We start from the raw sequence: 24,688 nt of genomic DNA, 5'->3' as shown, positions 1-24,688 counted from the left end.
GTGCCGAGCGCCTACTAAACCCCGAGCACGGCCGAGGCCAACCCGGCGAGCTCCGCTGCCAGGCAAGGCCGTCCGGCTAGTCGGCCTGTGCGCGGCAGGTCGTTGACGATCGTGAGAGCGGCGTGGACGGTAACGCGAGCGGCTGGTTCCGACAGGGAGGGGCGGGCTTCCTGCAACAGTCGGACCCACTCGGCGACGTAGCCCCGTTGTAGCGCTCGCAACTCCTTGGCGTCGCGCTCGGGCAGGTTCACCAGTTCGGTCGTATAGACAGCAATCAAGTCGTCTGACCGCATCACCGTGTCGACGTAGGAGCGGGCGAGGCGTCTTAGAGCGTCGGAGGCATCAACGGCGCTGCTCAGCGACTCCTCTAGGCCCCATCGCAAGCGGTCGGCCATGCGGCGGCTTGCGGCTAGGAGGATGTCGGACTTCGAGGCGAAGTGCCGATAGACGCTAGGGCCCGCGATACCGGTGGCCGCACCGATATCTTCCATGCTGACGGACGGGAAGCCGCGTTCGCGGAAGAGGCGGGTCGCGGAGGTTAGGAGTTCCTCGCGGCGGGTCTGGGCCGGGCCGCCGCGCCAGGCCGGTGCGGCGGAACCGGTGGCGATCGGGGCGCGGACAACCGCCTCGGCCAGTGACGCCAGCAGCGAGGCGAACTCCGGCGCGGGTAGTCCGACGCGGTGATCCCCGACGCTGCCGAACACGCTCAGTGCGGCGAAGCACAGCAGGTCGGCCTCGCCCGCGTCGAGCGACGGGCGCAACCGGCGCAGACCGGTCATCCACTGGCCGAGCAGTGCACCCACCCGGCGGCGGATCTCCTTCTGGTCGCCCTGGTGCAGGTGCCTGCCCTGCCACCGCCACAGCGCGGTGAGCGCCCGTTGCTCGATCGAGACCTCGGCGGCGGTCACCAGCAGGGGCCGCAGCGCCGCGGCGGGGTCGGCCTCGGCCAGCTCGACCGGGCCCGCGAGGCGCTCCGCCAGGGCGTCGATGCCGTTGAGCAGGACGAACCCGAGGACGTCCTGCTTGTTCTGGAAGTGGCGGTAGAGCGCGGGGCCGGTCACCCCGGCCGCGGCGGCGATGTCGTTGACCCCCACGGCGTGGAAACCACGTCGACCGAACAGCTCGGCGGCGGCCGCGGCCAGCTCGGCCTTGCGGTTGCGCCGCCCACCCTGCGGACTTCCCTGCCGCCCACCCTGAACACCGCGAGTCACTCGACAGCCTCCTGGGGTGAGAGCGGAGTTACAACGGTATGCGGAACCCAGCACGTTGACAACCAGTTGATACCGGCGAGTATGTTAATGGGCATTAGCGCCAGTCAGCTCGGGAGAGGATCGGCAGAGTGAGTACCGAAGCCTTCATCTACGAGGCGATCCGCACGCCGCGCGGTCGCGGCAAGCAGAACGGCTCCTTGCACGGGGTCAAGCCCATCTCGCTGGTCGTCGGCCTCCTGCACGAGCTCACGGCCCGCCACCCCGAACTCGACCCGGCGACCATCGACGACATCGTCCTGGGCGTCGTGTCCCCGGTCGGCGACCAGGGCTCGGTCATCGCCCGCAGCGCCGCGCTGGCCGCGGGCCTGCCCGACAGCGTCGCGGGCCTGCAGATCGACCGGTTCTGCGCGTCGGGCCTGGAGGCGGTCAACATCGCCGCCGAGAAGGTCCGCTCCGGCTGGAACCAGCTGATCGTGGCGGGCGGCGTGGAGTCGATGTCGCGGGTGCCGATGGGCTCCGACGGCGGCGCGTGGTTCAACGACCCCGAGACCAACTACGACACGTACTTCGTCCCGCAGGGCATCAGCGCGGACCTTATCGCCACCACCGAGGGCTTCAGCCGCGACGACATCGACTCTTACGCTGTCGAGTCGCAGCGCCGGGCGGCGGCCGCGTGGTCGGCGGGGTACTTCGCCAAGTCAGTCGTACCGGTCCGCGACCGTAACGGCGTCGTGCTGCTCGACCACGACGAGCACATGCGGCCCGAGTCGACCGTGGAGAGCCTGGCCAAGCTGAAGCCGTCGTTCGCGGGCATCGGCGACTTCGGTGGGTTCGACGCCGTGGCCCTGCAGCGGTACCACCACGTGGAGCGCATCGACCACGTCCACACGGCCGCGAACTCGTCCGGCATCGTCGACGGGTCCGCCCTGGTTCTTATCGGCAACGAGGCCGCGGGGTCTGCCGCCGGGCTGACCCCGCGCGCGCGGATCGTGTCGGCAGCGGTAACCGGCGCGGAACCGACCATCATGCTCACCGGCCCCACCCCCGCCGCGCAGAAGGCGCTGCGCCTGGCGGGTCTGACCCCGGACGACATCGACGTCTGGGAGCTCAACGAGGCGTTCGCCGCGGTGGTGCTGAAGTTCATGCGGGACCTCGACATCCCGCACGACAAGATCAACGTCAACGGCGGCGCGATCGCCATGGGCCACCCGCTCGGCGCGACCGGCGCGATGATCACCGGCACCGTCGTCGACGAGCTGGAGCGGCGCGGCGCCCGGCGCGGCCTGGTCACCCTGTGCATCGGCGGCGGCATGGGCGTCGCGACCATCATCGAGCGAGTCTGAGGGGCCATGAGCATGATCGGCTGGGACGTCGACGGCGACGGCATCGTCACGCTGACGATGGACGACCCGAACCAGGGCGCCAACACCATGAACGACCTGTTCCGCACCTCGTTCGCCGAGACCGTGGAGCGGCTGGAGACCGAGCGCGACAGCATCACCGGTGTCGTGATCACCTCCGGCAAGAAGACCTTCTTCGCGGGTGGTGACCTCAACCAGCTCATCCAGGCGCGTCCCGAGCACGCCGCCGAGATGACCAAGACGGTCAACACCATGAAGTCCTACCTGCGCAGGCTTGAGCAGTTGGGCAAGCCCGTGGTCGCGGCCATCAACGGCGCGGCGCTCGGTGGCGGCTACGAGATCGCGCTCGCGACGCACCACCGGATCGCCTTGGACGTACGGGGCAGTGAGATCGGCCTGCCTGAGGTGACGCTAGGTCTGCTGCCGGGTGGCGGTGGCATTACCCGGACCGTGCGGCTGCTGGGCATCCAGAACGCGCTGCTCAACGTCTTGCTGCAAGGGCAGCGACACAAGCCCCTTAAGGCCAAGGAGCTCGGTCTGGTCGACGAGGTCGTGTCGACGCCGGAAGAGCTCTTGTCGTCCGCGAAGGCCTGGGTGAAGGCGAACCCGGGCGCGCAGCAGCCGTGGGACGTCGATGGGTACAAGATCCCCGGTGGCACGCCGTCGAACCCGAAGTTCGCGGCCAACCTGCCCGCGTTCCCGGCGAACCTGCGCAAGCAGCTCAAGGGCGCCCCCATGCCCGCGCCGCGCAACATCCTGTCCGCCGCGATCGAGGGCGCGCAGGTCGATGTCGACACGGCGACGCGGATCGAGACCCAGTACTTCGTGAACCTGGCCGTGGGTCAGGTCGCGAAGAACATGACGCAGGCGTTCTTCTTCGACCTACAGGCGATCACCAAGGGCAACAGCCGCCCGGCCGGTCAGCCCTCTTACACCGCTCGCAAGGTCGCGGTGCTCGGCGCCGGGATGATGGGCGCCGGGATCGCGTACTCCAGCGCGCGGGCCGGGATCGAGGTCGTGCTCAAGGACGTCACCCTCGAAGGCGCCGAGAAGGGCAAGGCGTACTCGGCGGGCATCCTCGCGAAGGCGGTGTCGCGCGGCAAGATCACGCAGGAGAAGGCCGACGAGGTGCTGGCGCGGATCACGCCGACCGCGGACGCCGCCGACGTGGCGGGCGCGGACCTGGTCGTGGAGGCCGTGTTCGAGAGCCCCGAGCTGAAGAAGAAGGTGTTCGCCGAGATCGAGGACCTGGTGGCGCCGGACGCGCTGCTGGGCTCGAACACCTCGACGCTGCCGATCACCGGGCTGGCCGAAGGGGTGAAGCGGCAGGAGGACTTCATCGGCCTGCACTTCTTCTCCCCGGTGGACAAGATGCCGCTGCTGGAGATCGTGGTCGGCGCGAAGACCTCGGACGCGGCGCTGGCCAAGGCGTTCGACTACGCGCAGCAGATCAAGAAGACGCCGATCGTGGTCAACGACAGCCGCGGCTTCTTCACCAGCCGGGTCATCGGCACGTTCATGAACGAGGCGCTGGCCATGGTCGGCGAGGGCATCGCGATCCCGTCGATCGAGCAGGCGGGCGCCCAGGCCGGGTACCCGGCGCCGCCGCTGCAGCTGCTCGACGAGCTGACCCTCACCCTGCCGCGCAAGATCCGCGACGAGGCCCGCGCGGCCATCGAGGCGGCGGGCGGCACCTGGCCGGAGCACCCGGCCACCGAGGTGCTGGACCGGATGGTCGTCGAGTTCGACCGCAAGGGCCGCTCGGCCGGGGCCGGCTTCTACGAGTACGCCGACGGCAAGCGGACCGGCCTGTGGCCTGGCCTGGCCGAGGCGTTCGGGTCGGGCAGCACGGAGATCCCGTTCGCGGACATGCAGGAGCGCATGCTGTTCGCCGAGGCCCTCGAAACCGTGAAGTGCTTCGACGAGGGCGTCCTGCGCACTGTCCCGGACGCCAACATCGGCTCCATCTTCGGCATCGGCTTCCCGGCGTGGACCGGCGGCATCATCCAGTACATCAACGGCTACGACGGCGGCCTGGCAGGCTTCGTCGCCCGCGCCCGCGAACTGGCAGCGGCCTACGGTGACCGCTTCCTGCCGCCGGCGTCGCTGGTGGAGAAATCCGAGAAGGGCGAGACCTACGCCTGATCAGCACTCCGACTGCCCGTCACCGGCCCGTCCGGTGGCGGGCAGTCGCTTTTCGCCGCTGTGCAGGGAAGATCTCAGTCGTGGATGCTCTTCCGCGCCAGCAGGTACGCGGGGAGCAGGACCTCGTCGTACTTCTCGGCCTTGGCGCCGGTGGCGATGATGAGCATGGTGCGGTCGGTCGACTCGACGCGGTAGACGAAGGCGCGGTTCTGGTAGCCCGTGGTCCAGGTGGCCTCGGCGCCGTGTGAGGTGCCGATGGCGAGGTCGCGGATGTCGATGTTGGTGGGGTCGTTGCCGGGGTCGATGCCGTCCTGGATGACCTGGCGGGGCGGCGGCACGGTGTCGGAGTGCGAGTCGTACACCTCCAGGGTGCCGTCCTCGGACTTGCCGGTCGTGATGACGCACTTGATGTAGAGCGCGCCCGCCTTGTACGTCCGGTTCGGCGGCTCCACCTTCCACCCCGCGGGGACGTCCATCACGCCGACCGGGCCGCACTGCCCGGCGGTGTCCCCCGCGGCCCCGGGCACGGCGACCTCCCGCCACGGGTCGGTGTTCGCACTGCCGCATCCCGCCAGGACCAAGCCCGCCACCGCGAGCGCCACCACTCCCCTACCCATGGACCGGACCCTAGGGCACCAAGATCGCGAGCGGCAGCGGGCATCCGGCCGAAGGCGTGGACCCCGGCGGAACCCAAGCGCGGCAACGCGATCGCGGTGGACCGCTTTGGCCCGGTCCGGTCGCGCGAGGGTATCGCCGCGCGGGCCCGGCGGGGTGTACTGGGGGGATGTCGTCCCTGCTCGAGCTGCTCAACGGCGCCGACGAGGCGGACGCGGTGGCCGACCTGTCGCGCTGCTGCGGGTCGGCCAGGTGGGCGCGGGCGGTGGTGGCGCAGCGGCCGTTCCGGTCGCTGGGCGAGGTGGACGAGGTGTCCGCGACCGTTCTGGCCACTCTGGACTGGGCCGAGGTGCTGCCGCTGCTCGACCAGGTGCCCCGGGTGCGCGAGCGGTGGCCGGACCTGGGCCGCGCCGAGCTGATCTACGAGCAGCGCGTCGGGCACCCGTTCACGCTGTGCACGGCCGGGTTGGGGCGCGACGAGGTGTTGGCGCTGCTGCGGCACCGCTCGGGCAACGACCGGGCGGTCGAGCGGGCGGCCGCGGTCGGCGAACTGGCCAGGGTCGTCGCGATCCGGTTGCGCGGCCTGGTGCTCCGACCGACCCGGGTGGAGTGTCCACAGTGGCATCGACGGCCAGGTGGCGATCTGCCACGTGGCAGATGATGATCACTCTGGGTAGATCACGCACCGTCGCAGGATGACCCGAACGGACGTGGGGGTTTGTCAGTAATCTGAATGGCACCAACGCCGAAGCAGAGGTGCGCTCCGTGGTCGAATCCGCCAGATGGGTTGCCCTTGACGCGATTGCCCATCCCGCACCGCCGCACGCGCGCCGCCAGCGCGCGCCGGGACGGCCGCCGGGACCACCGTGCGTGTCGTCGATCGCGCCCCCAGTCCCCTGAGACGGCAAATGCCACCCGTTCGGCCTAGCCAACTCCGGGTCGACTTGGGCCGATGGGGTGGCGCGGGCTCCACGTTCGGGTGCACAGTGGTACCTCTTGCGAGGACAGCACTTCTCAGGCAGGACGGCATTTCTCAGGCAGCACCGGCGGCACAGGCCCGGCAGCACATCCGGGGCCGCCACCCCAGTCGGAAACGAATGCGGCGAGGACTTCTCTGGCGTGGACCGGCTTGAGTTGGCCACCGAGTGGGCCACCGCGTTGACCGAGATGGTCGACGCGGACCACCCGCTGCCCGCGCGCGAGCTCGACGAGCTGATCGCCTCGGTGGTCGCCGACCCCTCGCGCGCGGCGCGGGCGGGCGCGCGCCTGGTCGAGGCCGGGTACCGGGAGGCGGACTGCCTGCGGGTCAGCACCTCGGTGCTGGCCGCCGGGTTGCTCCGACTGACCACAGTGGACGAGACGGCGGCGGCGATCGCGGCGCTGGCGACCGGGTTCGCCGAGGCGCTGGCCACCCGGCCGTCGGACGCGCTGGTGGTCGCCGACTTCGAGCGCGACCTGCGGGCCAGCGAGGCCCGGTTCCGCGAACTGTTCACCACCTCCGCGCTGGGCATGGTGATCTCCGACCTCGACGGCGGCTCGGTGCGGGCCAACGAGGCGCTGGAGACCATGCTCGGCCACCGCGAGGGCACGCTCCTGGTGTCCTCGGTCGACGAGCTGTTCCACCCGCAGGAGCGCGAGTACCTGCGGGAGCGCTACGACGAGCTCGCGGCCGGGCTGTGCGACCAGTTGCACGAGCGCACCCAGTTCGTGCGGGCCGACGGCGAGACGACCTGGGTGCGGATCGGGGTGTCGCTGCTGCGCGACCGCGACGACCTGCCCGCGCACCACGTGACCATGGTCGAGGACATCTCCGACCTGTACCTGCTGGAGAACCGGCTCAGCTACCAGGGCACGCACGACCCGCTCACCGGGCTGCCCAACCGGCAGGCGTTCCTCAGCAGGCTGGAGGAGGCGCTCGGCGCGGGCGCGGACGTGTCGGTGTTCCACCTCGGGCTCGACGACTTCGCCGTGGTCAACGACGGCATCAGCCGCGAGGCGGGCGACCACCTGCTGCGCGCGGTCGCCCAGCGATTACGCGAGGTCGTCGGCGACCACCCCGGGGTCATCGCCCGGCTGACCGGCGACGAGTTCGGGATCATGCTGGTGCACGGGCCCGGCGGGCTCGACGTCGGCTCGATCGCCGCCGAGATCAACGAGGTGCTCGCCGAGGCGACCTATGTGGACGGTGAGGGGGTCGCGGCGTCGGCCACCATCGCGGTGATGAGCCTGCCGTCGCCGACCAGCGACCCCGGTGAGCTGCTGCGCGCGACCGACATCGCCAGGCGCCGGTTGCGGTTGCAGGGCCGCAGGCAGTGGTGCACGGTCGACCCGGAGCAGAACCTGCGCTACCGCGAGCACTACCGCCTGGCCGCGGGCATCCCCGGCGCGTGGGAGAACGGCGAGCTGGACCTGGACCGGTGGCCGCTGGTCACCCTGGCCGACCGGACCAGGATCTCCACCCAGGCGCTGCTGCGCTGGGAGCACCCGAGGTTCGGCACCCTGGGCTGCGACCGGCTGGAGCAGGTGCTGCGCGACACCGGCCTGGGTGTCCCCTTGGGACACTGGGCGCTGCGCCACGCCGCCCAGCACGCCGCGGCCGACGACTCGGCGCTGTACCTGGAGCTGACCCCGGAGCAGGCGGCCGACCCGGACCTGGTCATGGTGGTGCGCCGGGTGCTCGCCGAGACCGGGCTGGAGGCCGACCGGCTGGAACTGGGCATGCCGGTGCAGTCGCTGTGCTCGCCGGACATGCCCGCCGAGGAGAACCTGACGGTCCTGGTCGACATCGGCGTCCGCTCCGTGCTGACCGGCTTCGGCCGCAGCCGCGGCGACCTGGCCTGCCTGGAGGACCTGCCGATCCAGACGGTCCGGATGTCCGAGCACGTGGTCCGCCGCCTGGCCAAGCCCGACCCGGCGGCGCTGTTCACCCGGGCGACCCTGGGACTGGTGCCGATGGTGCGCGAGGTCGGCATCTCGGTCCTGGTCACCGGCCTGACCGACCCGGCCCAGGCCACGTGGTGGGCCGACGCGGGCGCTGATCTCGCCTCGGGGCCGCTGTTCGGTTAGCCGCGTGGTTCCTCGCCTGGCGGCCCCATGGGCTGCTGGGCTCGGTTCCGGATGGCCCTGGTGCGGCTGGGAGCTGGCCCGGTCAGGCTGCCAGGATCGCCGCGCCGAGGGCGGCGGTGCCCGCCTCGGTGAGGGTCGCGGGCACGAGCTCGCCGAAGCGGCCGTGGGTGGCGGTGACCAGCCCGTCGTGGGTGAGCAGGTGCGCGGTGAACTGGTCGCAGCACGGGACACCGTCGATGTAGAGGTCGGGCTCGGTGCCGCTGGCCAGGTGCGCCCTGCCCTCGGCGACCGCGCGCAGCATGGCGCGGGCCCGGTGGCTCAGCTGATCGGCGGGCTCACTCATGGTCGGTCATCCCCTCGGGGTGGTGGGCGGTCATCTACCTGGATGCTTGACCCCTGCACGAGGTTGCATCGGTTTCGACCCCCGCCGATGTTATGAACGTGACCTCATTGTGAGATAAGAGGCAGCGGCGTGGCGCGCAGATACCACTCATACCGGTGACTGTGGAATTTCACGGTGTGAATAAGTGGCAACGGGGTATGCGCGCCGGGTGCAATCAGGTTGACGAGCGCTCCACCAGCTCCGTTGGCAGCAGCACCGACGGCGGCAGCGGCTGGTCGCCGGACAGTTGCGCGAGCAGGTGCCAAGTGGTGGTGCGCCCCAACTCCTCGACGTCCTGACGCACGGTGGTCAGTTGTGGCGCTGTCGTAGTCGCGAGCACGGAGTCGTCGAAGCCGACTAACGCGATGTCGTCGGGCACGCGCTTACCGTGTTCGGCGAGGGTCCTTAACGCGCCGACCGCGATAATGTCCGCGGCGGCGAACACGGCGTCGATGTCCGGGAATTCGGCCAGCAGTTCCGCCATGGCGCGCGCGCCGCCCTCGACGCTGAAGTCGGAGTACGCGACCCGTCGACCGGGTTCGGGCACGCAGGCCTGCCAGCCGTTGAGCCGGTCGACGCCCGCGGCCATGTCCTGCGGGCCTGCGATGGTGCCGATGGCGCGGCGACCGGTGGCGATGAGGTGCCTGGCGGCCGCGGCGGCGCCGGTGAAGTTGTCCGAGTCGACGTAGGGGACCTTGATGCCCGACAGCGGCCTGCCGACGAGCACCACCGGCAGCCCGGCCTCGACCAGGCGCGCGGGCAGCGGGTCGCCGCGGTGCAGGCTGACCACGACGGCGCCGTCGACGTGGCCGCCGCACAGGTACGACTCCAGGGCGCCGTCCTCGCGGTCCTGGTCCATCAGCAGCACCAGTTGCCTGCGGCTGCCGGTCATCCCGGCGTAGACGCCGCGCAGGATCTTGGCGAAGAACGGGTCGCTGAAGACGCGGTCGCCGCGCTCGGAGACGACCAGCGCGATCGAGTTGGTCCTGCGGGTCACCAGGTTGCGGGCGGCCTGGTTCGGCACGTACCGCAGCTCGGCGATGGCGGTGTCCACCGCGAGCTTGGCCCGCTTGCTGACCCCCGGCAGGTTGTTGATCACCCGCGACACCGTCGACCGGGACACCCCGGCCACCCGCGCGACCGCCTCCAAGGTGGGGGCGTGCGATCCTCGCATCCTCACTCCGATCCCGTGCCCCGGCCGACTGGTCAGCGGCGGTGCCGGTCCTGGGTGTTGGACAGGCCGAACAGGATCCGCTGCATCACGTCGTCGCCGTCGTCGTTGACCGGCTCGCGCGCTGCCTCGATCGCCGCGGCGGGCGAGGGCCTGCGTTGCCGCCGGGGCAGCGGCACCGCTGACGCGTTCATCCCGCCCGGGAGCGGGAGGCTCGCCCACAGCAGATAACGCCCGTCACCCAATTCAGTGACGCCCACTCGTGGACCATCCGGGATGGCCGGGGTCCGCACCACCCTGGGCGTCTCGATCTCGATGACCAGATCGGGACCGGCGACCCTGATCCGGGCGGTGAGCATGCCCGCACTGGACTGGTCCACCGCGCCGACGACGGCCTGGGCCAGGGCGCGCCCGGCTTGAGCTGCGGCGTCGCGCATGGGCCTGAGGTTCCACTCGGTCGCCGAGAACCGCACGAACATCTCCGTGCACCCGACAGCGGTGGGCAGGGCGACCAGTTGCAGGTCGTCCATCTGTTCGGTCCGGTCGTTCATCGCGTGCGTCCTTCCCGGTCCCCGCGCGTGCGCAGATGGTGCCACGTCACCCGTTAGTAGCGGCACCCCAGGTCGTCTCCTTCACGGAGAGTGCACACAACCGGTCACGTGGTGACCCACCGCCGCCTGCCCACCACCGCGCCGATGGGGACCACAACGCCGCGCGTCACGTTCTCCGCCTGACCGTACCCAGTCGACCCCCCCGACTCCACGGAGTCCGCCCGCGACACCCCGAACGGCCGCGCGGGGAAAACATGAGGATCACTCCACACCACGCCGCGGCTCGTCGCCGGACCCGTGCCCCCAGGCGTACTTCACCGAATCCCGACAGCCGGTTCCGTCTGTCCATAGAGGACTTGATGTTGACTGTGGGGGCTCCGCCCACAGGCCTCACGCGCCCGGATCGCAGCCCTTCGCGCTGCCCCCTGCCGGTCGGTCCATCCACAAGGCCCCGAACCATCCACAGCCCTTCCGCGCCCCCTATTGACAAGCGGCCGGGTTCGATAGGTTCAGAGATGGGCCCCCGGCCCCCGGGAGGGAGGGCCCCGGCCGCGGAGTGGATCTTGGTCGGCGGGCGGTGCGGGGCGGGCTGGGGTGGCCGTGAGGGGTGGGGTTCGCGAGGGGCGAACGCCACGGACCGGGCTGGCTGGGGCGGGACACGCCGGACGGTGGCGGAACGCCGGACGGTGGCGGAACGCCGGACGGTGGCGGAACGCCGGACGGTGGCGGAACGCCGGACGGTGGCGGAACGCCGGACGGTGCGGGATGTCTGGTGGGTACGGCCGGTCTGTCAGCGTGGACCGTGTGCCGGTGCGGGGGCGGATGGCTGCTCAGGCATCCGGCTGGGCGGCGGGCCTTCCAGTTCGGGCTGCCCGCCGGCGAGAGGTGTCCGCCGGTGTGGGCTGTCTGCGGTGCAGGGTGTTGCCGGTGCCGGGTGTTCGGAGCCGCGATCTGCTGTTCGCGGGCGCGACCCTGCCCACCGGGCCGGTCGTGGCGGACAGGACCAGACCACCAGACAACCCGAGCGGCCGCGTCAGGGCAGGGTGGCGAGTTTGGCGGAGAGAGCGGTGGCCCACTCGGCGAGGACTCGGTGGCGGCGTTTGGTGTCGTCGGTGAGGAGGTTGGCCAGGCCTAGGCCTCGGGCGAGGTCCAGGGTGGCTTGGACGGCCTCGCGGACGCCGGGGTGGGATTCGTCGGCGCCCAGGGCTTCCACGGTCAGTTGGTGGGCTTCGCGGCCCACGCGGGCTTCCAGGGGGAGCACCTGCGCGCGCAGTTGCTCGTCCGACGCGGCCGCGACCCACAGTTGCAGGGCGGCCTTGAAGAGCTTGCCCGCGTACATCTCGCCGATCGCGTCGACCACGAAGCGGGTGCGGTCCGGGCCCGGGGGCAGGGTGGGCAGGGCGGCGCGGAGGAACTCGACGCGTTCGTCCGTGACGTAGGCGATGGCGGCGGTGAAGAGGTCCTCGCGGGTCGGGAAGTGGTGCTGGGCGGCACCCCGCGAGACGCCCGCGCGTTCGGCGACGACGGAGACCGTGCTGCCGGTCCAGCCGACCTCGGCGAGGCAGTCGACCGCGGCCGCGAGCAGGCGGCCCCGGGTGGCCCGGCTGCGGTCCTGGCGCGGTTCGCGGACTGCCTCGCCCATGCCGTTCCTCTCAGTAGGACTTGGGCAGCCCGAGGGTGAACTGCGCCACGAAGTTCAGGATCATCTCGCGGCTCACCGGGGCGATCCTGGTCAGCCGGGACGCCGCGACGAGCGCACCGAGACCGTACTCGCTGGCCAGGCCGTTGCCGCCGTGGGTTTGCACGGCCGCGTCGACGGCGCGGACCACGGCCTCGCCCGCGGCGTACTTGGCCATGTTGGCCGCCTCGCCCGCGGCCATGTCGTCACCGGAGTCGTAGAGCCAGGCGGCCTTCTGGGTCATCAGCTTGGCCAGGTCGAGCTCGATCCTGGCCTGCGCCAGCGGGTGCGCGACGGCCTGGTGGGCGCCGATGGGTTCCTTCCAGACCTGCCGGGTCTTGGCGTACTCGACGGCTTTGTCCACCGCGAACCGGCCCATGCCCACCGCGAACGACGCGGCCATGATCCGCTCGGGGTTGAGCCCTGCGAACAGCTGCATCAGCGCGGCGTCCTCCGACCCGACCAGCGCGTCGAGCGGCAGCCGGACGTCGTCGAGGAACAGCTGGAACTGGTAGTCCGGGGAGACGATGTCCATCTCGATGCGCCGGTAGGTGAACCCGGGCGCGTCGGTCGGCACGATGAACAGGACCGGCTTGAGCTTGCCGGTCCTGGCGTCCTCGGTGCGGCTGACGACGAGCACGGCCTGCGACTCGTCGACGCACGAGATGTAGGTCTTGCGGCCGGTCAGCAGCCACCCGTCGCCGTCGCGGCGCGCGGTGGTGGTGATGCGGTGCGAGTTGGACCCGGCGTCGGGCTCGGTGATCGCGAACGCCATCCGCACCGTGCCGTCGGCGAACCCCGGTAACCACCGCCGCTTCTGCTCGTCGGTGCCGTACCTGGCGATGATCGTCGCGCAGATCGCGGGCGAGACGACCACCTGCAGCAACGACGCCCCCGCCGCCGCCAACTCCTCGCACACCGCGGCCAGGTCCCCGATGCCCCCGCCGCCCCCGCCGAACTCCTCGGGCACGTTGACGCCCAGGTACCCGAGCCCGCCCGCCTCGTCCCACAGCTCGGTCGTGTGCCCACCGGAGCGCGCGGCCTTGAGCACGTACTCGTGCCCGTACTTGCGCCCCAGGTCCCCCACCGCCTTGCGCAGCGCCTGCCGTTCCTCGGACTCGACGAAGCTCACGACCCCTCCACAGGTTCACCCAGCACGGACTCGTCACGGACGACCGCCAGCACGCGGCCCACGTCGACCTGGTCGCCCGCGGCCACCGGCAGTTCGGCGACCACCCCGGCGACCGGTGCGACCACGCGGTGCTCCATCTTCATCGCCTCCAGCCACAGCAGGACCTGTCCGGCGTCGACGCGGTCGCCCACCGCGGCGGCCACCCGTACCACTGTCCCCGGCATCGGGGCCAGAAGCGAGCCCGCGGCCACCCGGGCTGCCGGGTCGGGGAAGCGCTCGGGGACCTCGAACGCGATCGAGCCGACCATCGTGTCCACAAAGGACCAGCCGGGTGCGCGGCCGACCTCGAAGCGGTGGACGACGCCGTTGACGGCCAGGCGGACCAGGTCTGGGGTGGCTTCGACGAGGTGGACGCCGTCGATGCCCAGTGAGCCGTCGCGGCCGAGGCGGTAGCGGACGGTGTGGTCGCCGATGAGCTTGGCCTGGGGTTGGGAGACGACATTGCGCCACCCGCTGGGGAGGCGGCCGAGGACTCGGGCGGCGGCGCGGTTGGTCGCGGCGTCGGCGAGGGCGGCCGCGAGGGCGGCGAGGGGTTCGGCGGTCAGCAGGGGCGCGGTGAGGTCGTGGCGGGTGAGGAACGCGGTGTCGGTGTCGCCCGCCAGGAAGTCGGGGTGGCGCAGGACCCGGACCAGCAGGTCGCGGTTGGTGCGCACGCCGTGGATCCGGGAGCGCGTGAGGGCGCCCGCGAGGACCCGGGCCGCGGTGGACCGGTCCACCGCCCAGGCGATGACCTTCGCGAGCATCGGGTCGTAGCGCACGCCGACCATCGAGCCGGTCTCGACGCCGGAGTCGACCCGGATGCCCTCGGTGGGGATCTCGAAGCGGTGCAGTGTCCCGGTTTGCGGGCGCCAGTCGTTGGCCGGGTCCTCGGCGTAGAGGCGGACCTCGATGGCATGACCGCGCGACGGCGGCGGCTCAGCGGGCAGCCGGGCGCCCTCGGCGACGCCGAACTGGAGGGCGACCAGGTCGAGGCCGGTGGTCAGCTCGGTGACCGGGTGCTCGACCTGGAGGCGGGTGTTCATCTCCAGGAAGTAGAACCGGCCGGTCTCATCGGCGAGGAACTCGACCGTGCCCGCGCCGGTGTACCCCACAGCGCCCGCGGCGGCCTTGGCTGCCGCGAAAAGCCTGTCGCGCATGCCTTCCGTGCGGTCGACCAGCGGCGAGGGCGCTTCCTCGACCACCTTCTGGTGCCGCCGCTGGATGGAGCACTCGCGCTCGCCGACCGCCCAGACCGTGCCGTGCCGGTCGGCCATGATCTGGACCTCGATGTGGCGCCCGGTCTCCAGGTACGGCTCGCAGAACACCGTGGCGTCACCGAAAGCGGACAGCGCCTCGGAGCGGGCCGTTTCCAGTTCACCCGCCAGGTCGGCGAGATCGCGCACGACCCGCATGCCCCGTCCGCCACCGCCCGCGGAAGCCTTCACCAGCACGGGAAGATCGGCGGCGGTCGGTTCGTCCACTTCAGACAGGACAGGAACCCCCGCGGCGGCGACCAAGCGCTTGGACTCGATCTTCGAGCCCATCTGCTCGATGACCTCCGGCGCGGGCCCGATCCACGTCAGCCCGGCGTCGAGGACGGCGCGCGCGAAGGCGGCGTTCTCCGACAGGAAGCCGTATCCGGGGTGCACGGCGTCGGCACCGGCGTCCACAGCGGCCTGGACGAGCAGGTCGGCACGCAGGTAGGTGTCGACCGGCGCGGACCCGGGCAGGCGGACGGCCGAGTCGGCTTCGGCCACGTGCGGGGAGTCCGCGTCCGCGTCGGAGTAGACGGCCACTGTGGTCAGTCCGAGCGCCCGGGCGGTGCGGAACACGCGGCGGGCGATCTCGCCGCGGTTGGCGACCAGGACGCGGGCGATCGGGTGCACGGGCCTCACATCCGGAAGACGCCGTAGCCGGTGGCGCCCTCGACCGGTCCTGAGTGGACGGCCGAGAGGGCTAGCCCCAGCACGGTTCGGGTGTCGCGGGGGTCGATGACGCCGTCGTCGTAGAGCATGCCGGACAGGAACATCGGCAGGGACTCGGCTTCCACCTGACCCTCGACCATGGCGCGCATCGCGGCGTCGTGCTCCTCGTTGTACGTCTGACCCCGGCGCTCTGCGCCCTGGCGCATGACGATCGACAGCACACCGGCCAGCTGCGCCGGTCCCATCACCGCGGACTTGGCGCTGGGCCAGGCGAAGAGGAACCTCGGGTCGTACGCGCGGCCGCACATGCCGTAGTGGCCCGCGCCGTAGGACGCTCCGATGAGGACGGACAGGTGCGGCACCCGCGAGTTGGACACCGCGTTGATCATCATGGCGCCGTGCTTGATGATGCCGCCCTGCTCGTACTCCTTGCCGACCATGTAGCCGGTGGTGTTGTGCAGGAACAGCAGCGGGGTGTCGGTCTGGTTGGCCAGCTGGATGAACTGGGTGGCCTTCTGCGCCTCGTCGCTGAACAGGACACCCCGGGCGTTGGCCAGGACGCCGATCGGGTAGCCGTGCAGCTGGGCCCAGCCGGTGACCAGACTGGTGCCGTAGAGCGGTTTCACCTCGTCGAAGTCGGAGCCGTCCACGACGCGGGCGATGACCTCGCGCGGGTCGAACGGGACCTTGAGGTCGGTGGGCACGATGCCGAGGAGGTCCTCCGGGTCGTGCACCGGCTCGGCGTAGTCGGCCGCGGGCGCCGGGCCCTGCTTGCGCCAGTTGAGGCGGGCGACGATCCTGCGACCGAGCCGGATGGCGTCGCGCTCGTCCTCGGCGAGGTGGTCGGCCAGGCCCGAGACGCGGGCGTGCATCTCCGCGCCGCCGAGCGACTCGTCGTCGGCGTCCTCGCCGGTGGCCATCTTGACCAGCGGCGGACCGCCGAGGAACACCTTGGCGCGGTCGCGGACCATGACGACGTGGTCGGACATGCCGGGCAGGTAGGCGCCGCCCGCGGTGGAGTTGCCGAAGACCAGGGCGATCGTGGGGACCTTCGCGGCGGAGGAGCGGGTGAGGTCGCGGAAGGTGCGGCCGCCGGGGATGAAGATCTCCTTCTGGGTGGGCAGATCGGCACCGCCGGACTCGACGAGGTTGATCGTCGGCAACCGGTTCTGCGCGGCGATGTCGGCGGCCCGGAAGCCCTTGCGCATGCCCCACGGGTTGATCGCGCCGCCCTTGACGGTCGGGTCGCTGGCGTTGACCAGGCACTCGACGCCCTCGACGACGCCGATCCCGGTGACCAGGCTGCCGCCGACCGGGAAATCGGTGCCCCACGCGGCCAACGGGGACAGTTCGAGGAAGGGCGAGTCGGGGTCGAGCAGCAGCTCGACCCGCTCCCTGGCCAGCAGCTTGCCGCGCTCCCGGTGGCGGTCGACGTACTTCTCGCCGCCCCCGGCCACGGCCTTGGCGTGCTCGCCGTCGAGCTCGGCGATCTTGGCCAGCATGCCGTCCCGATTGGCCAGGAAGTCCGCCGCACCGGGATCGACCGAGGAGCGCAGCACCGTCACCACCCCACCGTGGCACGCCGGGTGCCGCTTTTCAAGCATGCACGCTTGATTGTTTCACCGCTTGGCGGGTGTCGGTGTCCAGGCGTGGCGCGGGCTCGGGACCGGTGTCCGGCTGATCGGGCAGCCCCGGGCGAGGCCGCTCCGAGCGTCCCGGGCACAGGGCGACGACTTCGGGCGTGGAGCAGAACGTCCGGCTGGTCGGGGCGTCGGGGTGCCGGTACCCGCGGCCTTCGGGGTGGGGTGTCGCGGCAGCCGAGCTCGACGCCGATGCTGCCAGCACGGTTCGGGCGCCGGGCGGGTCCGTCGTCTTGATTCGAGGGCGGGGTGGGGACGGGGTCGGTGTGGGTTTTCGCGGCAGCCACGCTCGACGTCCAGGCTGCCGGCGCAGTTCGGGCGCCGGGTGCGGTCAGTCGTCCTGGTTCGAGCGCGGGGCGGGGACGGGGCCGGGGTGGGTCCAGGACTCCAGGGCGCGGCGGTGGGGGGTGTCGGGGAGTTGGGCGAGGTGGGCGTGTGCGCGGTCGAGGTAGTGGTCGGCGAGGTCGGTGGCCTGGTGGACGGCGTCGACGAGGACCTGGGCGCGGTGTTGGGCGAGCAGGTCGGGGAGGGTGGGTCGGCGGACGGCGCGCCTGCCCGCCATGTCCGAGTGCTGGCGGTGCGGGGCGAGGTCGTCGCGGATCTGCAGGGCCATGCCGAGCGCCTCGCCGAATCCGGACAGGGCCGCCACGCGCTCCGGGGCGGCGCCGCCGAGCAGGGCGCCGGTCCGGCACGCGGCCGAGGTCATGGCGGCGGTCTTGTAGTGGGCCATCTCCAGGTAGGTGGACACCGGCGTGTCGACCCCCTCGGCCATCGCCACCTCCATCGCGGCACCCCGGCACGCGAGCCGCCCGGCGTCGGCCTGCACGCGCATCACCTCGACCAGCGTCTCGGCGGCCACACCGGAGTCGGCCAGCGCCTCGAACCAGGTGAAGAACAGGGCGCTCCCGGTGACGATCGCCGTCTCCGCCCCGAACACGCCGTGCACCGCGGGCCGCCCCCGCCGCGACTCCCCCTGGTCGATCAGGTCGTCGTGGATCAGCCCGCCGACGTGCGCGCACTCGAGCCCGACCGCGGCCGGGATCACCTCGTCGAGCACCCCGCCGACCGCCAGCGCACTGCGCACCAGCAACAACGGCCGCATCAACCGCCCGGGCGGCAACATCGCGTACCTGGCCGCCGCCGACACCGGGTCATCCCCCACCCACCGACCCGCGATCCCCACCCGCAACCGCTCAGCCACCTCGGCATCAGTGACCACCACCCACCCCCACCCACGACGTCATGCCCCGATCGTCAGTCGCCACCCCGCACCAGTCGAGCAAGACCACCCGATCGAGAGGGTTGCTCACAGGCGCCCGCCACAGCCCCGGCCACGTACGCCAGCGCCAACCACCACGCGAATCCGCCCCCTTATCCACAACGCCTGGAACCATCCACAGCCCGTCCCCACCCCCTAGTGACAAACCACCGGGTTCGATAAGTTCAGAGATGGGCCCCCGGGCCCCGGGAGGGAGGGCCCCGGCCGCGGAGTTGATCTTGGGTGGGCGGCGGATTTTGGGGCGTGTGGTGGGGCAGGCGAGGGCCGAGTTCGCGATTGGCGAACGGGTGCGTGTGGGGCTCGGGCGGCCGCGTCGGTTTGTTGGGAGCGGTACGCCCACGGCCTGAGAGGGTGGCGTCGGTTCCGGCCGAGGAGGGCTATCGGTGTGACCATCGAATGTTGTCCACAACCCCTCGGATCATCCACAGCCCGTCCCTACCCCCTATTGACAAACCACCGGGTTCGATAAGTTCAGAGATGGGCCCCCGGCCCCCGGGAAGGAGGGCCCCGGGGGCAGAGTTGATCTTGAGCGGGGTGGAGCTCTGAAGGCGGAGCCCTAGGGCGAGGCGGAGCCCATGGGCGGGGCCCTGGAGACGGGGCTGGGCTCTGGAGACGGGATGGAACTCTGGAGGCGGAGCCCTGAGGCGGGGCGGAGGGCTGGGGGCGGAAGACTGGGGGGACCTGGGGGGTTAGGTGGTGAGGCCTAGGCGTTTGGCGGCTAGGAGGGTGAGGATTTCTGTGGTACCGCCGCCGATGGAGAGGATTCGGGTGTCTCGGTAGTGGCGCTCCACCTCGGAGTCGCGGAGGTAGCCTGCGCCGCCGTGGAGTTGGAGGGCTTGGTGGGTTGTCCAGTCCGCGGTTTCGGTGGCGCTGTTCTTGGCGAAGCAGACCTCGGTGATGACGTCCTCGCCCGCCAGGTGGCGGGTGGCGATGGACCTGGTGTACGCGCGGGCGACGTCGATGCGGCGGGCCATGTCGGTCAGGGTCATCTGGATCGACTGGCGGGAGATCAGCGGGTGGCCGAAGGTCTGCCGGTCGCGGCACCACTGGACGGTCAGGTCGTAGGCGCGCTGGGCGGTCGCGTAGGCCTGGACCGCCAGGGTCAGGCGTTCGGCTACGAAGTTGACCGCGATCTGGATGAAGCCGGTGTTCTCAGCGCCGACCAGGTTCTCCACCGGGACTCGGCAGTCGACAAAGGACATTGACGCCGTGTCCGAGCAGTGCCAGCCCATCTTCTCCAGCTGACGGTCCACAGTGAACCCGGGCGTGCCCTTCTCGATGACCAGCAGCGAGATCCCGTGCGCCCCAGGGCCGCCGGTCCGCACAGCCGTGGTCACGAAGTCCGCCCGGACTCCGGAGGTGATGAACGTCTTCGCCCCGTTGACAACGTAGTGCGAGCCGTCCCGCACCGCCGTCGTGCGGATCCCGGCCACATCAGAACCGCCGTCCGGCTCGGTGATGGCGAGCGCGCCGATCATCTCCCCCGCCAGCGTCGGCCGGACCCAGCGGTCCACCTGACCGGCCGCCACCAGGTGTGGCACGGCGATCCCGCAGGTCAGCAACCCCGCGATGAGCCCGCCGGAGGCCCCCGCGTAGTGCATCTCCTCGACCACGACCAGCGCGTCGACCAGGTCCCCGCCCTCACCGCCCGCCGACTCCGGGAACGCGATCCCGAGCAGGCCGAGGTCGGCCGCCGCCCGGTGCAGCGACCGGGGCAGCTCGCCCGCGCGTTCCCAGGAATCCAAGTGCGGCAACACTTCCGAGTCCATGAACCGGCGGACCGTGGCGCGCAGCTCCCGGCGTTCGGGGGTGTCGAACAGGCTCACAGGAACTCCTCGGGGACCTCGAGGTGCCGGGACCGCAGCCACTCGCCCAGGGCCTTGGCCTGCGGGTCGAACCGGGTCGCGGCGGCCACGCCGTCGCCGAGCAGGCCGTGGATGACGAAGTTGACGGCGTGCAGGTTCGGCAGCGGGTGCCGGTCGATGGCCAGGTCGGCGATCTCGGGCAGCAGTTCGCGGAGGCGGGACACGGTCAGTTCCGTTGCCAGCCAAGGATAAGCGGCCGGATCGCGGACCCAGACACCCAGGTTGGCGTCGCCGCCCTTGTCCCCGGACCGAGCACCGACGACCGTCCCCAGTGGCACGCGCCTGGTAGCCCCGAACGAAGCAGGTTCCGCCTCAACCGTTCGCGCCGCAACAGCCGCCCCTGGTGTCCACGGAATCACGCGGCGAGTCCCATCAGCCAGGACAGCAACGTGTTCGACGACAGACGGCGACACATACTCCGGCCGACAAACCCCGACGGGCGTCCCATCCGCAGGCGGCGCGGTGAGCGTGAAACCCGGATAGCTCGACAATGCCAACTCGACGGTCGCGCGCGAAAAGGCCTTGGCCACAGCGGGATCCGCCGTCTTGATGGTCGCGTGGAGCAAAGCGCTGGCCGTTTCCTCGGTCTCCGCGTCGACGTGGTCCGTGCGGGCCAAGGTCCATGTGACACCGTCGAAGTCCAGCTGCTGCCGCACCAACGCGGCCTTGGCTTCGACATCGAGTCCACACAGGACGAAAGTGGCGCTGTTGCGGAACCCGGCAAGGGTGTTGACGCAGACCTTCACCGTCTGCGGGGGCGGCCCGCCGCGCACGCCGCTGATCCGAACCCGATCCCGGCCGTCGTCAGCGAGGACGATGCTGTCGAACCGGGTCGTGACGTCAGGACCCAGGTAGTCGGCGCCCTGGATCTCGTAGAGCAGTTGCGCGGTAACCGTTTCCGTGGTGACCGCGCCGCCGGTGCCCGGGTGCTTGGTGATCACCGAGCTGCCGTCGGCCTCGATCTCCGCGATGGGGAAGCCCGGGCGCGTGGCGTCGAACTCGGTGAAGAACGCGTAGTTCCCGCCCGTGGCCTGAGTTCCGCACTCCAACACGTGTCCCGCGACCGTGGCCCCCGCCAACCGGTCGAAATCCGTGCGCCCCCACCCGAAATGCGCCGCGGCAGGGCCCACGACCAGCGAGGCATCCGTCACCCGCCCGGTGACCACCACGTCGGCCCCGGCCAGCAGGCATTCCGCGATACCCCACGCCCCAAGGTAAGCGTTGGCCGTCAGCGCGCCCTCGAAACCGAGCCCGCGCACGTCGTCGCCCTCGACATGGGCCACCGCGACGTCAACACCGAGGCCCCGGATGGCCTCCGCGAGCCCGGCCGGGTTGAGTCCACCGGCGTTGGTGACGATCTTGACGCCGCGCTCCTTCGCCGTCCCGAGCGACTGCTCGAGCTGGCGCAGGAAGGTCTTCGCGTATCCGGCGGCCGGGTCCTTGAGGCGCTGCCTGCCCAGGATCAGCATCGTCAACTCGGCCAGGTAGTCCCCGGTGAGCACATCGAGGTCGCCCCCGGTCAGCATTTCCTGCACCGCGTCGAACCGGTCCCCGTAGAACCCGGACGCGTTCCCGATCCTGATCACGACCTCCCCCTCCCCGCGCCGGGCGGCCCGGCGAAGGCCTGCGCGATCCCCAGCCAGACCTCGGCATCCGGGCCGACGGCGACCAGTCCGGTGTCGTCGCGGTGCACCCGCTGGGTCACCAACCGGCAGAAGTCCAGCGCGGGGCCGGTCACCCGCTGGTCGGCGCCCTCGGGGCCCCACGTCCAGACGCCGTCCGGCCCGACCAGCTCGACCCGGAACTGCGCGTCGGGCACCGGCAGGCCGCGCACCAGGTACGCGAAGTCTCTGGTGCGCACGCCGATGTGCGCGACGTGCCTGAGCCGCGTCGTCGGCACCCGCGTCACGCCGAGCGCGTCCGCGACGTCCCCGCCGTGCGCCCAGGTCTCCATGATCCGCGCCGTCGCCATCGAGGCCGCGCTCATCGGCGGCCCGTACCAGGGCAGCTTCCCCTCCGCGCCCGCCAGCACCTCGGCGAGCCTGCTCCGGGACTCCCGCCACCGCGCCAGCAGTTCGGCGGGCTCCAGCCGCGCCCCGCACTCGGCGCCGTCATCGACGAACCGCTCGGTGATGCCCGCCAACTCGGCCGCGAACCCCGCTGGATCCGTCGCCGCCAGCAGTGCCCGCTCGTCGGTCCACGCCAGGTGCGCCACCTGGTGCGCGACGGTCCACCCCACCGCAGGCGTCGCCCTCGCCCACTCCCGCCCAGGCAGATCGGCGACGAGGGCATCCAGTTCGGCACCCTCGGCCCGCAGGTCGGCGAGCAGCACGGCCAGCTCGATCACCACCCCACCGTGGCACGCGCCGCGGCAAGTTTCAAGCAGTCATGCTTGATTGTTTCTGGCGCGGATTTCGGTCCCCTCACGCCGCTGGGCATAACAGGGAACGCCCTGCAGCCGACTCCCGGGCAAGTCACCAGCGGTGGGGAGACCAGGCATGGACGGCCGGACGAACACCGAGCACGTCGTCCGCTACACCGAGCAGGGCCCAGTGGACGGTGGGACGTACCTGCTGGTGCACGGCCTGGGCGGCTCGCTGGAGCAATGGAGCGAGATCGCCAGGCAGGTGGGCCGCTCGGCCAGGGTGCTGGCGGTCGACGTACCCGGCTTCGGGCGCAGCCGCACCGCGACCGGGGCGTTCGACGTCGGGTCGGCCGCGGCGGCGATCGCGCGGTTCTGCGCCGCGAAACAGGTGCGGGACGCGGTGCTGGTGTCGCACTCGGTCGGATGCGTCATGGCGGCGCAGGTCGCCGCGTTGGCCCCCGAGCGGTTCCGCAGGCTGGTCTTCGTCAGCGGCGCGCTCGTGCGGGCGTCGGACCTGACCCAGCACCCCAGCCGCGCGCTGCGGCACCCGCTGCTCGGGCTGACCGTCGCGACCCAGTTCCTGGCGGGTCTGATCCCCGTCCCCCACGCGCTGCTCACCGCCATGGCCCGCTCGGCGACCCTGCGCTCGGCGCTGCTGCGGCCTTTCGTCGCCGACCCGAGGGCGCTGGCGGGCGACCTGCTGGTGGAGACCCTGACCGGCGCCGGGAGCCCGGCGGTGCTGCGGGTCCTGTTCACCGCCAAGGCGATCGCCTACGACACCATGCTGCGCTCGGTGCGGCAGCCGGTGGACCTGATCACCGGCGACTCGGACCGGTTGATCACCGACGAGGACCGCCGCCTGCTGCGCGGGTTGGTCGACGTGCACCGCGACGAGGTCATCGCGGGCTGCGGGCACTGGCCCTGGCTCGAGCACCCCGCCGAGTTGGCGACCCTGCTGATCAGGAGTGGACTGGATGACGACGTGTGAACCCGACGAGGTCGACCCGCTCGCCGACCGCCGGATCGCCACCGCCGACCTCGACCCGTTCGGGTTCACCGGGATCTACAAATGGTTCCAGGGCTGGCACTCGGCCTGGCTGTTGATCGTCGGCGTCGGCTACCTCGGCGCGGTCCTGATCGCGGCGGCGTCGGCGGGCGCCATCGGCACCACGGCCGATTTCCAGGTGGTCGCCGACGTCAAGCGGGTGCTGCGGATCCCGGTGGCCGAGCCGAGCCTGCCCTCGTTCCCGCTGGTCCGCGACGTCACCACGTGGTTGTTGTCGGCGAGCGTGGTGGCGGGCACGGTGCTGCTGCACCGGCACTGGACGTACCTGTCGAAGTGCCTGTCGTCGCTGGCCGAGAACGGGGCCATCATCGCCAAGCACGAGATCCGCTCGACCAGAGTGTCGCGGGTGCTGCGCATCGACGCCATCGTGGCGGGCAAGTCGACTCGGGAGGCGTTCGGGCACCTGGTCAGGCACGTCAACGAGACCCTCGTGGCACACCGGGCGCTGCTCGTGGTGCCGATGGCGGTGGTGTCGTTGGTGCTGGCGGTCCTGCTGTCGATGGGGATGGAGAACAGCCTGTTCCAGACTGTGGCGCCGCAGGGGTTGTCCGACGAGGCGCACCAGGTGTGGTTGCAAGACGCGTACCAGCACTAGTGGGCGGGCGGCAAGCACCACCTGGCCAGGTTGGTCTACCTGCTGCTGGCCTGGTACGCGATCTTCATCATCCTGGCGTTCCAGGTGGTCGGCCTGTGCGCCATCTACGTCACGATCGCCATGCACTACCTGGTCGAGCCGAGTGCCGACTGGCTCAACGGAGACGGTCGGTTCGGGTGGGCCCCACTGGCGCGGTTCTACCGTACGGTGATGTGGGCCAACGCGGTGCTCGGCACGAGCCTGACCACGGTCCTGGCCTCGCTCGGGGTCACCAATGTGGCCTGGATCGGGGTGCTGGTCGCGCTGTACGTGCTGCTGATGCCGGTGTTCACGCTGGCGCCGTGGGTGCTGTTCCGGCAGGCCGGGGCGAAGGCGGTCGACCTGCGGGTGGCGCAGATCAAGGCGCTCGCCGAGCGCGACGGCGTCGACGTGCGCGAGGACATCGCGCGGATGGGGCCGTACCTGGCCGAGATCGACCGCAGCCGGGGCGCCGACATCCGGCCGCTGCGGATGGGCACCATCTCGCTGTTCACCCAGTTCACCCTCGTGGCGCTGCCGATCGCCCTGGCGGCGGCGCAGATCTGGTCGCAGTGACACCGTGG

20 protein-coding genes are annotated in these 24,688 nt (G+C 71.2%); 7 read left to right on the top strand and 13 right to left on the bottom strand.

The annotated features are described in order from the left end of the window. Positions 1–14 precede the first annotated feature (14 nt). Entirely contained in the window at positions 15–1,211 is a 1,197-nt protein-coding gene (locus tag BMY07_RS23305) for a TetR/AcrR family transcriptional regulator (RefSeq protein ID WP_092782606.1), read from the bottom strand. Between the two features lie 128 nt (positions 1,212–1,339). Between BMY07_RS23305 and BMY07_RS23300 the strand changes: the two genes are divergently transcribed. Together BMY07_RS23300 and BMY07_RS23295 are read left to right on the top strand one after the other, a co-directional pair. Continuing rightward, the gene (locus BMY07_RS23300) at positions 1,340–2,554 is read left to right on the top strand and encodes an acetyl-CoA C-acetyltransferase (protein WP_092782603.1); all 1,215 of its coding nucleotides are present in this window, start codon (positions 1,340–1,342) and stop codon (positions 2,552–2,554) included. Positions 2,555–2,566: 12 nt separating this feature from the next. Beyond that, positions 2,567–4,717 (top strand): 3-hydroxyacyl-CoA dehydrogenase NAD-binding domain-containing protein, encoded by a 2,151-nt coding sequence (locus BMY07_RS23295; RefSeq protein ID WP_425426345.1) that lies wholly within the window; start codon positions 2,567–2,569, stop codon positions 4,715–4,717. A 74-nt stretch (positions 4,718–4,791) separates the two neighbouring features. On the opposite strand, the gene BMY07_RS23290 is transcribed toward BMY07_RS23295, so the two are convergent. Beyond that, positions 4,792–5,334 (bottom strand): lipoprotein, encoded by a 543-nt coding sequence (locus tag BMY07_RS23290; RefSeq protein ID WP_143073603.1) that lies wholly within the window; start codon positions 5,332–5,334, stop codon positions 4,792–4,794. 167 nt (positions 5,335–5,501) lie between these two features. Here BMY07_RS23290 and BMY07_RS23285 point away from each other — a divergent pair, with 167 nt between their 5' ends. Together BMY07_RS23285 and BMY07_RS23280 are read left to right on the top strand one after the other, a co-directional pair. Continuing rightward, positions 5,502–5,993, top strand: a complete 492-nt coding sequence (locus BMY07_RS23285) for a 2-oxo-4-hydroxy-4-carboxy-5-ureidoimidazoline decarboxylase (protein ID WP_092782594.1) — start codon at positions 5,502–5,504, stop codon at positions 5,991–5,993. Between the two features lie 458 nt (positions 5,994–6,451). Continuing rightward, positions 6,452–8,398, top strand: coding sequence for an EAL domain-containing protein (locus BMY07_RS23280; protein WP_092782591.1), 1,947 nt, complete (start codon positions 6,452–6,454; stop codon positions 8,396–8,398). A gap of 82 nt (positions 8,399–8,480) precedes the next feature. On the opposite strand, the gene BMY07_RS23275 is transcribed toward BMY07_RS23280, so the two are convergent. The 11 genes from BMY07_RS23275 to BMY07_RS23220 all read right to left on the bottom strand — a co-directional run bounded on the left by BMY07_RS23275 (position 8,481) and on the right by BMY07_RS23220 (position 22,407). Next, on the bottom strand, positions 8,481–8,741 hold the full coding sequence (locus BMY07_RS23275) for a hypothetical protein (protein WP_177215727.1): 261 nt from the start codon (positions 8,739–8,741) through the stop codon (positions 8,481–8,483). A gap of 214 nt (positions 8,742–8,955) precedes the next feature. Next, positions 8,956–9,954: a LacI family DNA-binding transcriptional regulator gene (locus tag BMY07_RS23270; RefSeq protein ID WP_092782588.1), complete on the bottom strand. Its 999-nt coding sequence runs from the start codon at positions 9,952–9,954 to the stop codon at positions 8,956–8,958. Positions 9,955–9,986: 32 nt separating this feature from the next. Then, entirely contained in the window at positions 9,987–10,502 is a 516-nt protein-coding gene (locus tag BMY07_RS23265; RefSeq protein WP_092782585.1) for a hypothetical protein, read from the bottom strand. 1,033 nt (positions 10,503–11,535) lie between these two features. After that, positions 11,536–12,144, bottom strand: coding sequence for a TetR/AcrR family transcriptional regulator (locus tag BMY07_RS23255; RefSeq protein WP_092782579.1), 609 nt, complete (start codon positions 12,142–12,144; stop codon positions 11,536–11,538). Between the two features lie 10 nt (positions 12,145–12,154). Beyond that, positions 12,155–13,312 (bottom strand): acyl-CoA dehydrogenase family protein, encoded by a 1,158-nt coding sequence (locus tag BMY07_RS23250; RefSeq protein ID WP_092782576.1) that lies wholly within the window; start codon positions 13,310–13,312, stop codon positions 12,155–12,157. Further along, positions 13,309–15,237 (bottom strand): acetyl/propionyl/methylcrotonyl-CoA carboxylase subunit alpha, encoded by a 1,929-nt coding sequence (locus BMY07_RS23245; protein ID WP_177215726.1) that lies wholly within the window; start codon positions 15,235–15,237, stop codon positions 13,309–13,311. The genes BMY07_RS23250 and BMY07_RS23245 overlap by 4 nt, the downstream gene beginning before the upstream one ends. Before the next feature lie 5 nt (positions 15,238–15,242). Beyond that, complete coding sequence (locus BMY07_RS23240; protein ID WP_177215725.1) at positions 15,243–16,841, bottom strand: acyl-CoA carboxylase subunit beta; 1,599 nt, start codon at positions 16,839–16,841, stop codon at positions 15,243–15,245. Positions 16,842–17,247: 406 nt separating this feature from the next. Then, positions 17,248–18,138 carry a polyprenyl synthetase family protein gene (locus BMY07_RS23235; protein WP_218150736.1) on the bottom strand — a complete coding sequence of 297 codons (891 nt, stop codon included), beginning with the start codon at positions 18,136–18,138 and terminating at the stop codon, positions 17,248–17,250. 746 nt (positions 18,139–18,884) lie between these two features. After that, positions 18,885–20,021, bottom strand: a complete 1,137-nt coding sequence (locus BMY07_RS23230; RefSeq protein WP_092782567.1) for an acyl-CoA dehydrogenase family protein — start codon at positions 20,019–20,021, stop codon at positions 18,885–18,887. Then, positions 20,018–21,646 (bottom strand): acyclic terpene utilization AtuA family protein, encoded by a 1,629-nt coding sequence (locus tag BMY07_RS23225; RefSeq protein ID WP_092782564.1) that lies wholly within the window; start codon positions 21,644–21,646, stop codon positions 20,018–20,020. Before BMY07_RS23225 ends, BMY07_RS23230 begins: the two co-directional genes overlap by 4 nt. Further along, positions 21,643–22,407, bottom strand: coding sequence for a TIGR03084 family metal-binding protein (locus BMY07_RS23220; RefSeq protein WP_092783029.1), 765 nt, complete (start codon positions 22,405–22,407; stop codon positions 21,643–21,645). The genes BMY07_RS23225 and BMY07_RS23220 overlap by 4 nt, the downstream gene beginning before the upstream one ends. A gap of 151 nt (positions 22,408–22,558) precedes the next feature. On the opposite strand from BMY07_RS23220, the gene BMY07_RS23215 reads away from it, so the two are divergent. Genes BMY07_RS23215 through BMY07_RS23205 form a run of 3 tightly spaced genes read left to right on the top strand, consistent with a single transcriptional unit; the run spans position 22,559 to position 24,680 of the window. Further along, complete coding sequence (locus BMY07_RS23215) at positions 22,559–23,413, top strand: alpha/beta fold hydrolase (RefSeq protein ID WP_092782561.1); 855 nt, start codon at positions 22,559–22,561, stop codon at positions 23,411–23,413. Continuing rightward, entirely contained in the window at positions 23,400–24,086 is a 687-nt protein-coding gene (locus BMY07_RS23210; RefSeq protein ID WP_092782558.1) for a hypothetical protein, read from the top strand. Before BMY07_RS23215 ends, BMY07_RS23210 begins: the two co-directional genes overlap by 14 nt. A gap of 30 nt (positions 24,087–24,116) precedes the next feature. Next, entirely contained in the window at positions 24,117–24,680 is a 564-nt protein-coding gene (locus BMY07_RS23205) for a hypothetical protein (protein WP_092782556.1), read from the top strand. Positions 24,681–24,688 lie beyond the last annotated feature (8 nt).

This window comes from Actinokineospora terrae, from assembly GCF_900111175.1.
In the GTDB taxonomy this organism is placed as follows: domain Bacteria; phylum Actinomycetota; class Actinomycetes; order Mycobacteriales; family Pseudonocardiaceae; genus Actinokineospora; species Actinokineospora terrae.
The sequence above is the reverse complement of the archived record's forward strand: the minus strand, read 5'-3'. Positions and strand labels throughout refer to the sequence as shown.

Bases quoted from the DNA above. Each gene is read 5' to 3' on its own strand.
- BMY07_RS23295 (WP_425426345.1), top strand. From the start codon at position 2,567: ATGATCGGCTGGGACGTCGACGGCGACGGCATCGTCACGCTGACGATG.
- BMY07_RS23290 (WP_143073603.1), bottom strand. From the start codon at position 5,334: ATGGGTAGGGGAGTGGTGGCGCTCGCGGTGGCGGGCTTGGTCCTGGCG.
- BMY07_RS23285 (WP_092782594.1), top strand. From the start codon at position 5,502: ATGTCGTCCCTGCTCGAGCTGCTCAACGGCGCCGACGAGGCGGACGCG.
- BMY07_RS23275 (WP_177215727.1), bottom strand. From the start codon at position 8,741: ATGAGTGAGCCCGCCGATCAGCTGAGCCACCGGGCCCGCGCCATGCTG.
- BMY07_RS23270 (WP_092782588.1), bottom strand. From the start codon at position 9,954: ATGCGAGGATCGCACGCCCCCACCTTGGAGGCGGTCGCGCGGGTGGCC.
- BMY07_RS23265 (WP_092782585.1), bottom strand. From the start codon at position 10,502: ATGAACGACCGGACCGAACAGATGGACGACCTGCAACTGGTCGCCCTG.
- BMY07_RS23255 (WP_092782579.1), bottom strand. From the start codon at position 12,144: ATGGGCGAGGCAGTCCGCGAACCGCGCCAGGACCGCAGCCGGGCCACC.
- BMY07_RS23215 (WP_092782561.1), top strand. From the start codon at position 22,559: ATGGACGGCCGGACGAACACCGAGCACGTCGTCCGCTACACCGAGCAG.
- BMY07_RS23210 (WP_092782558.1), top strand. From the start codon at position 23,400: ATGACGACGTGTGAACCCGACGAGGTCGACCCGCTCGCCGACCGCCGG.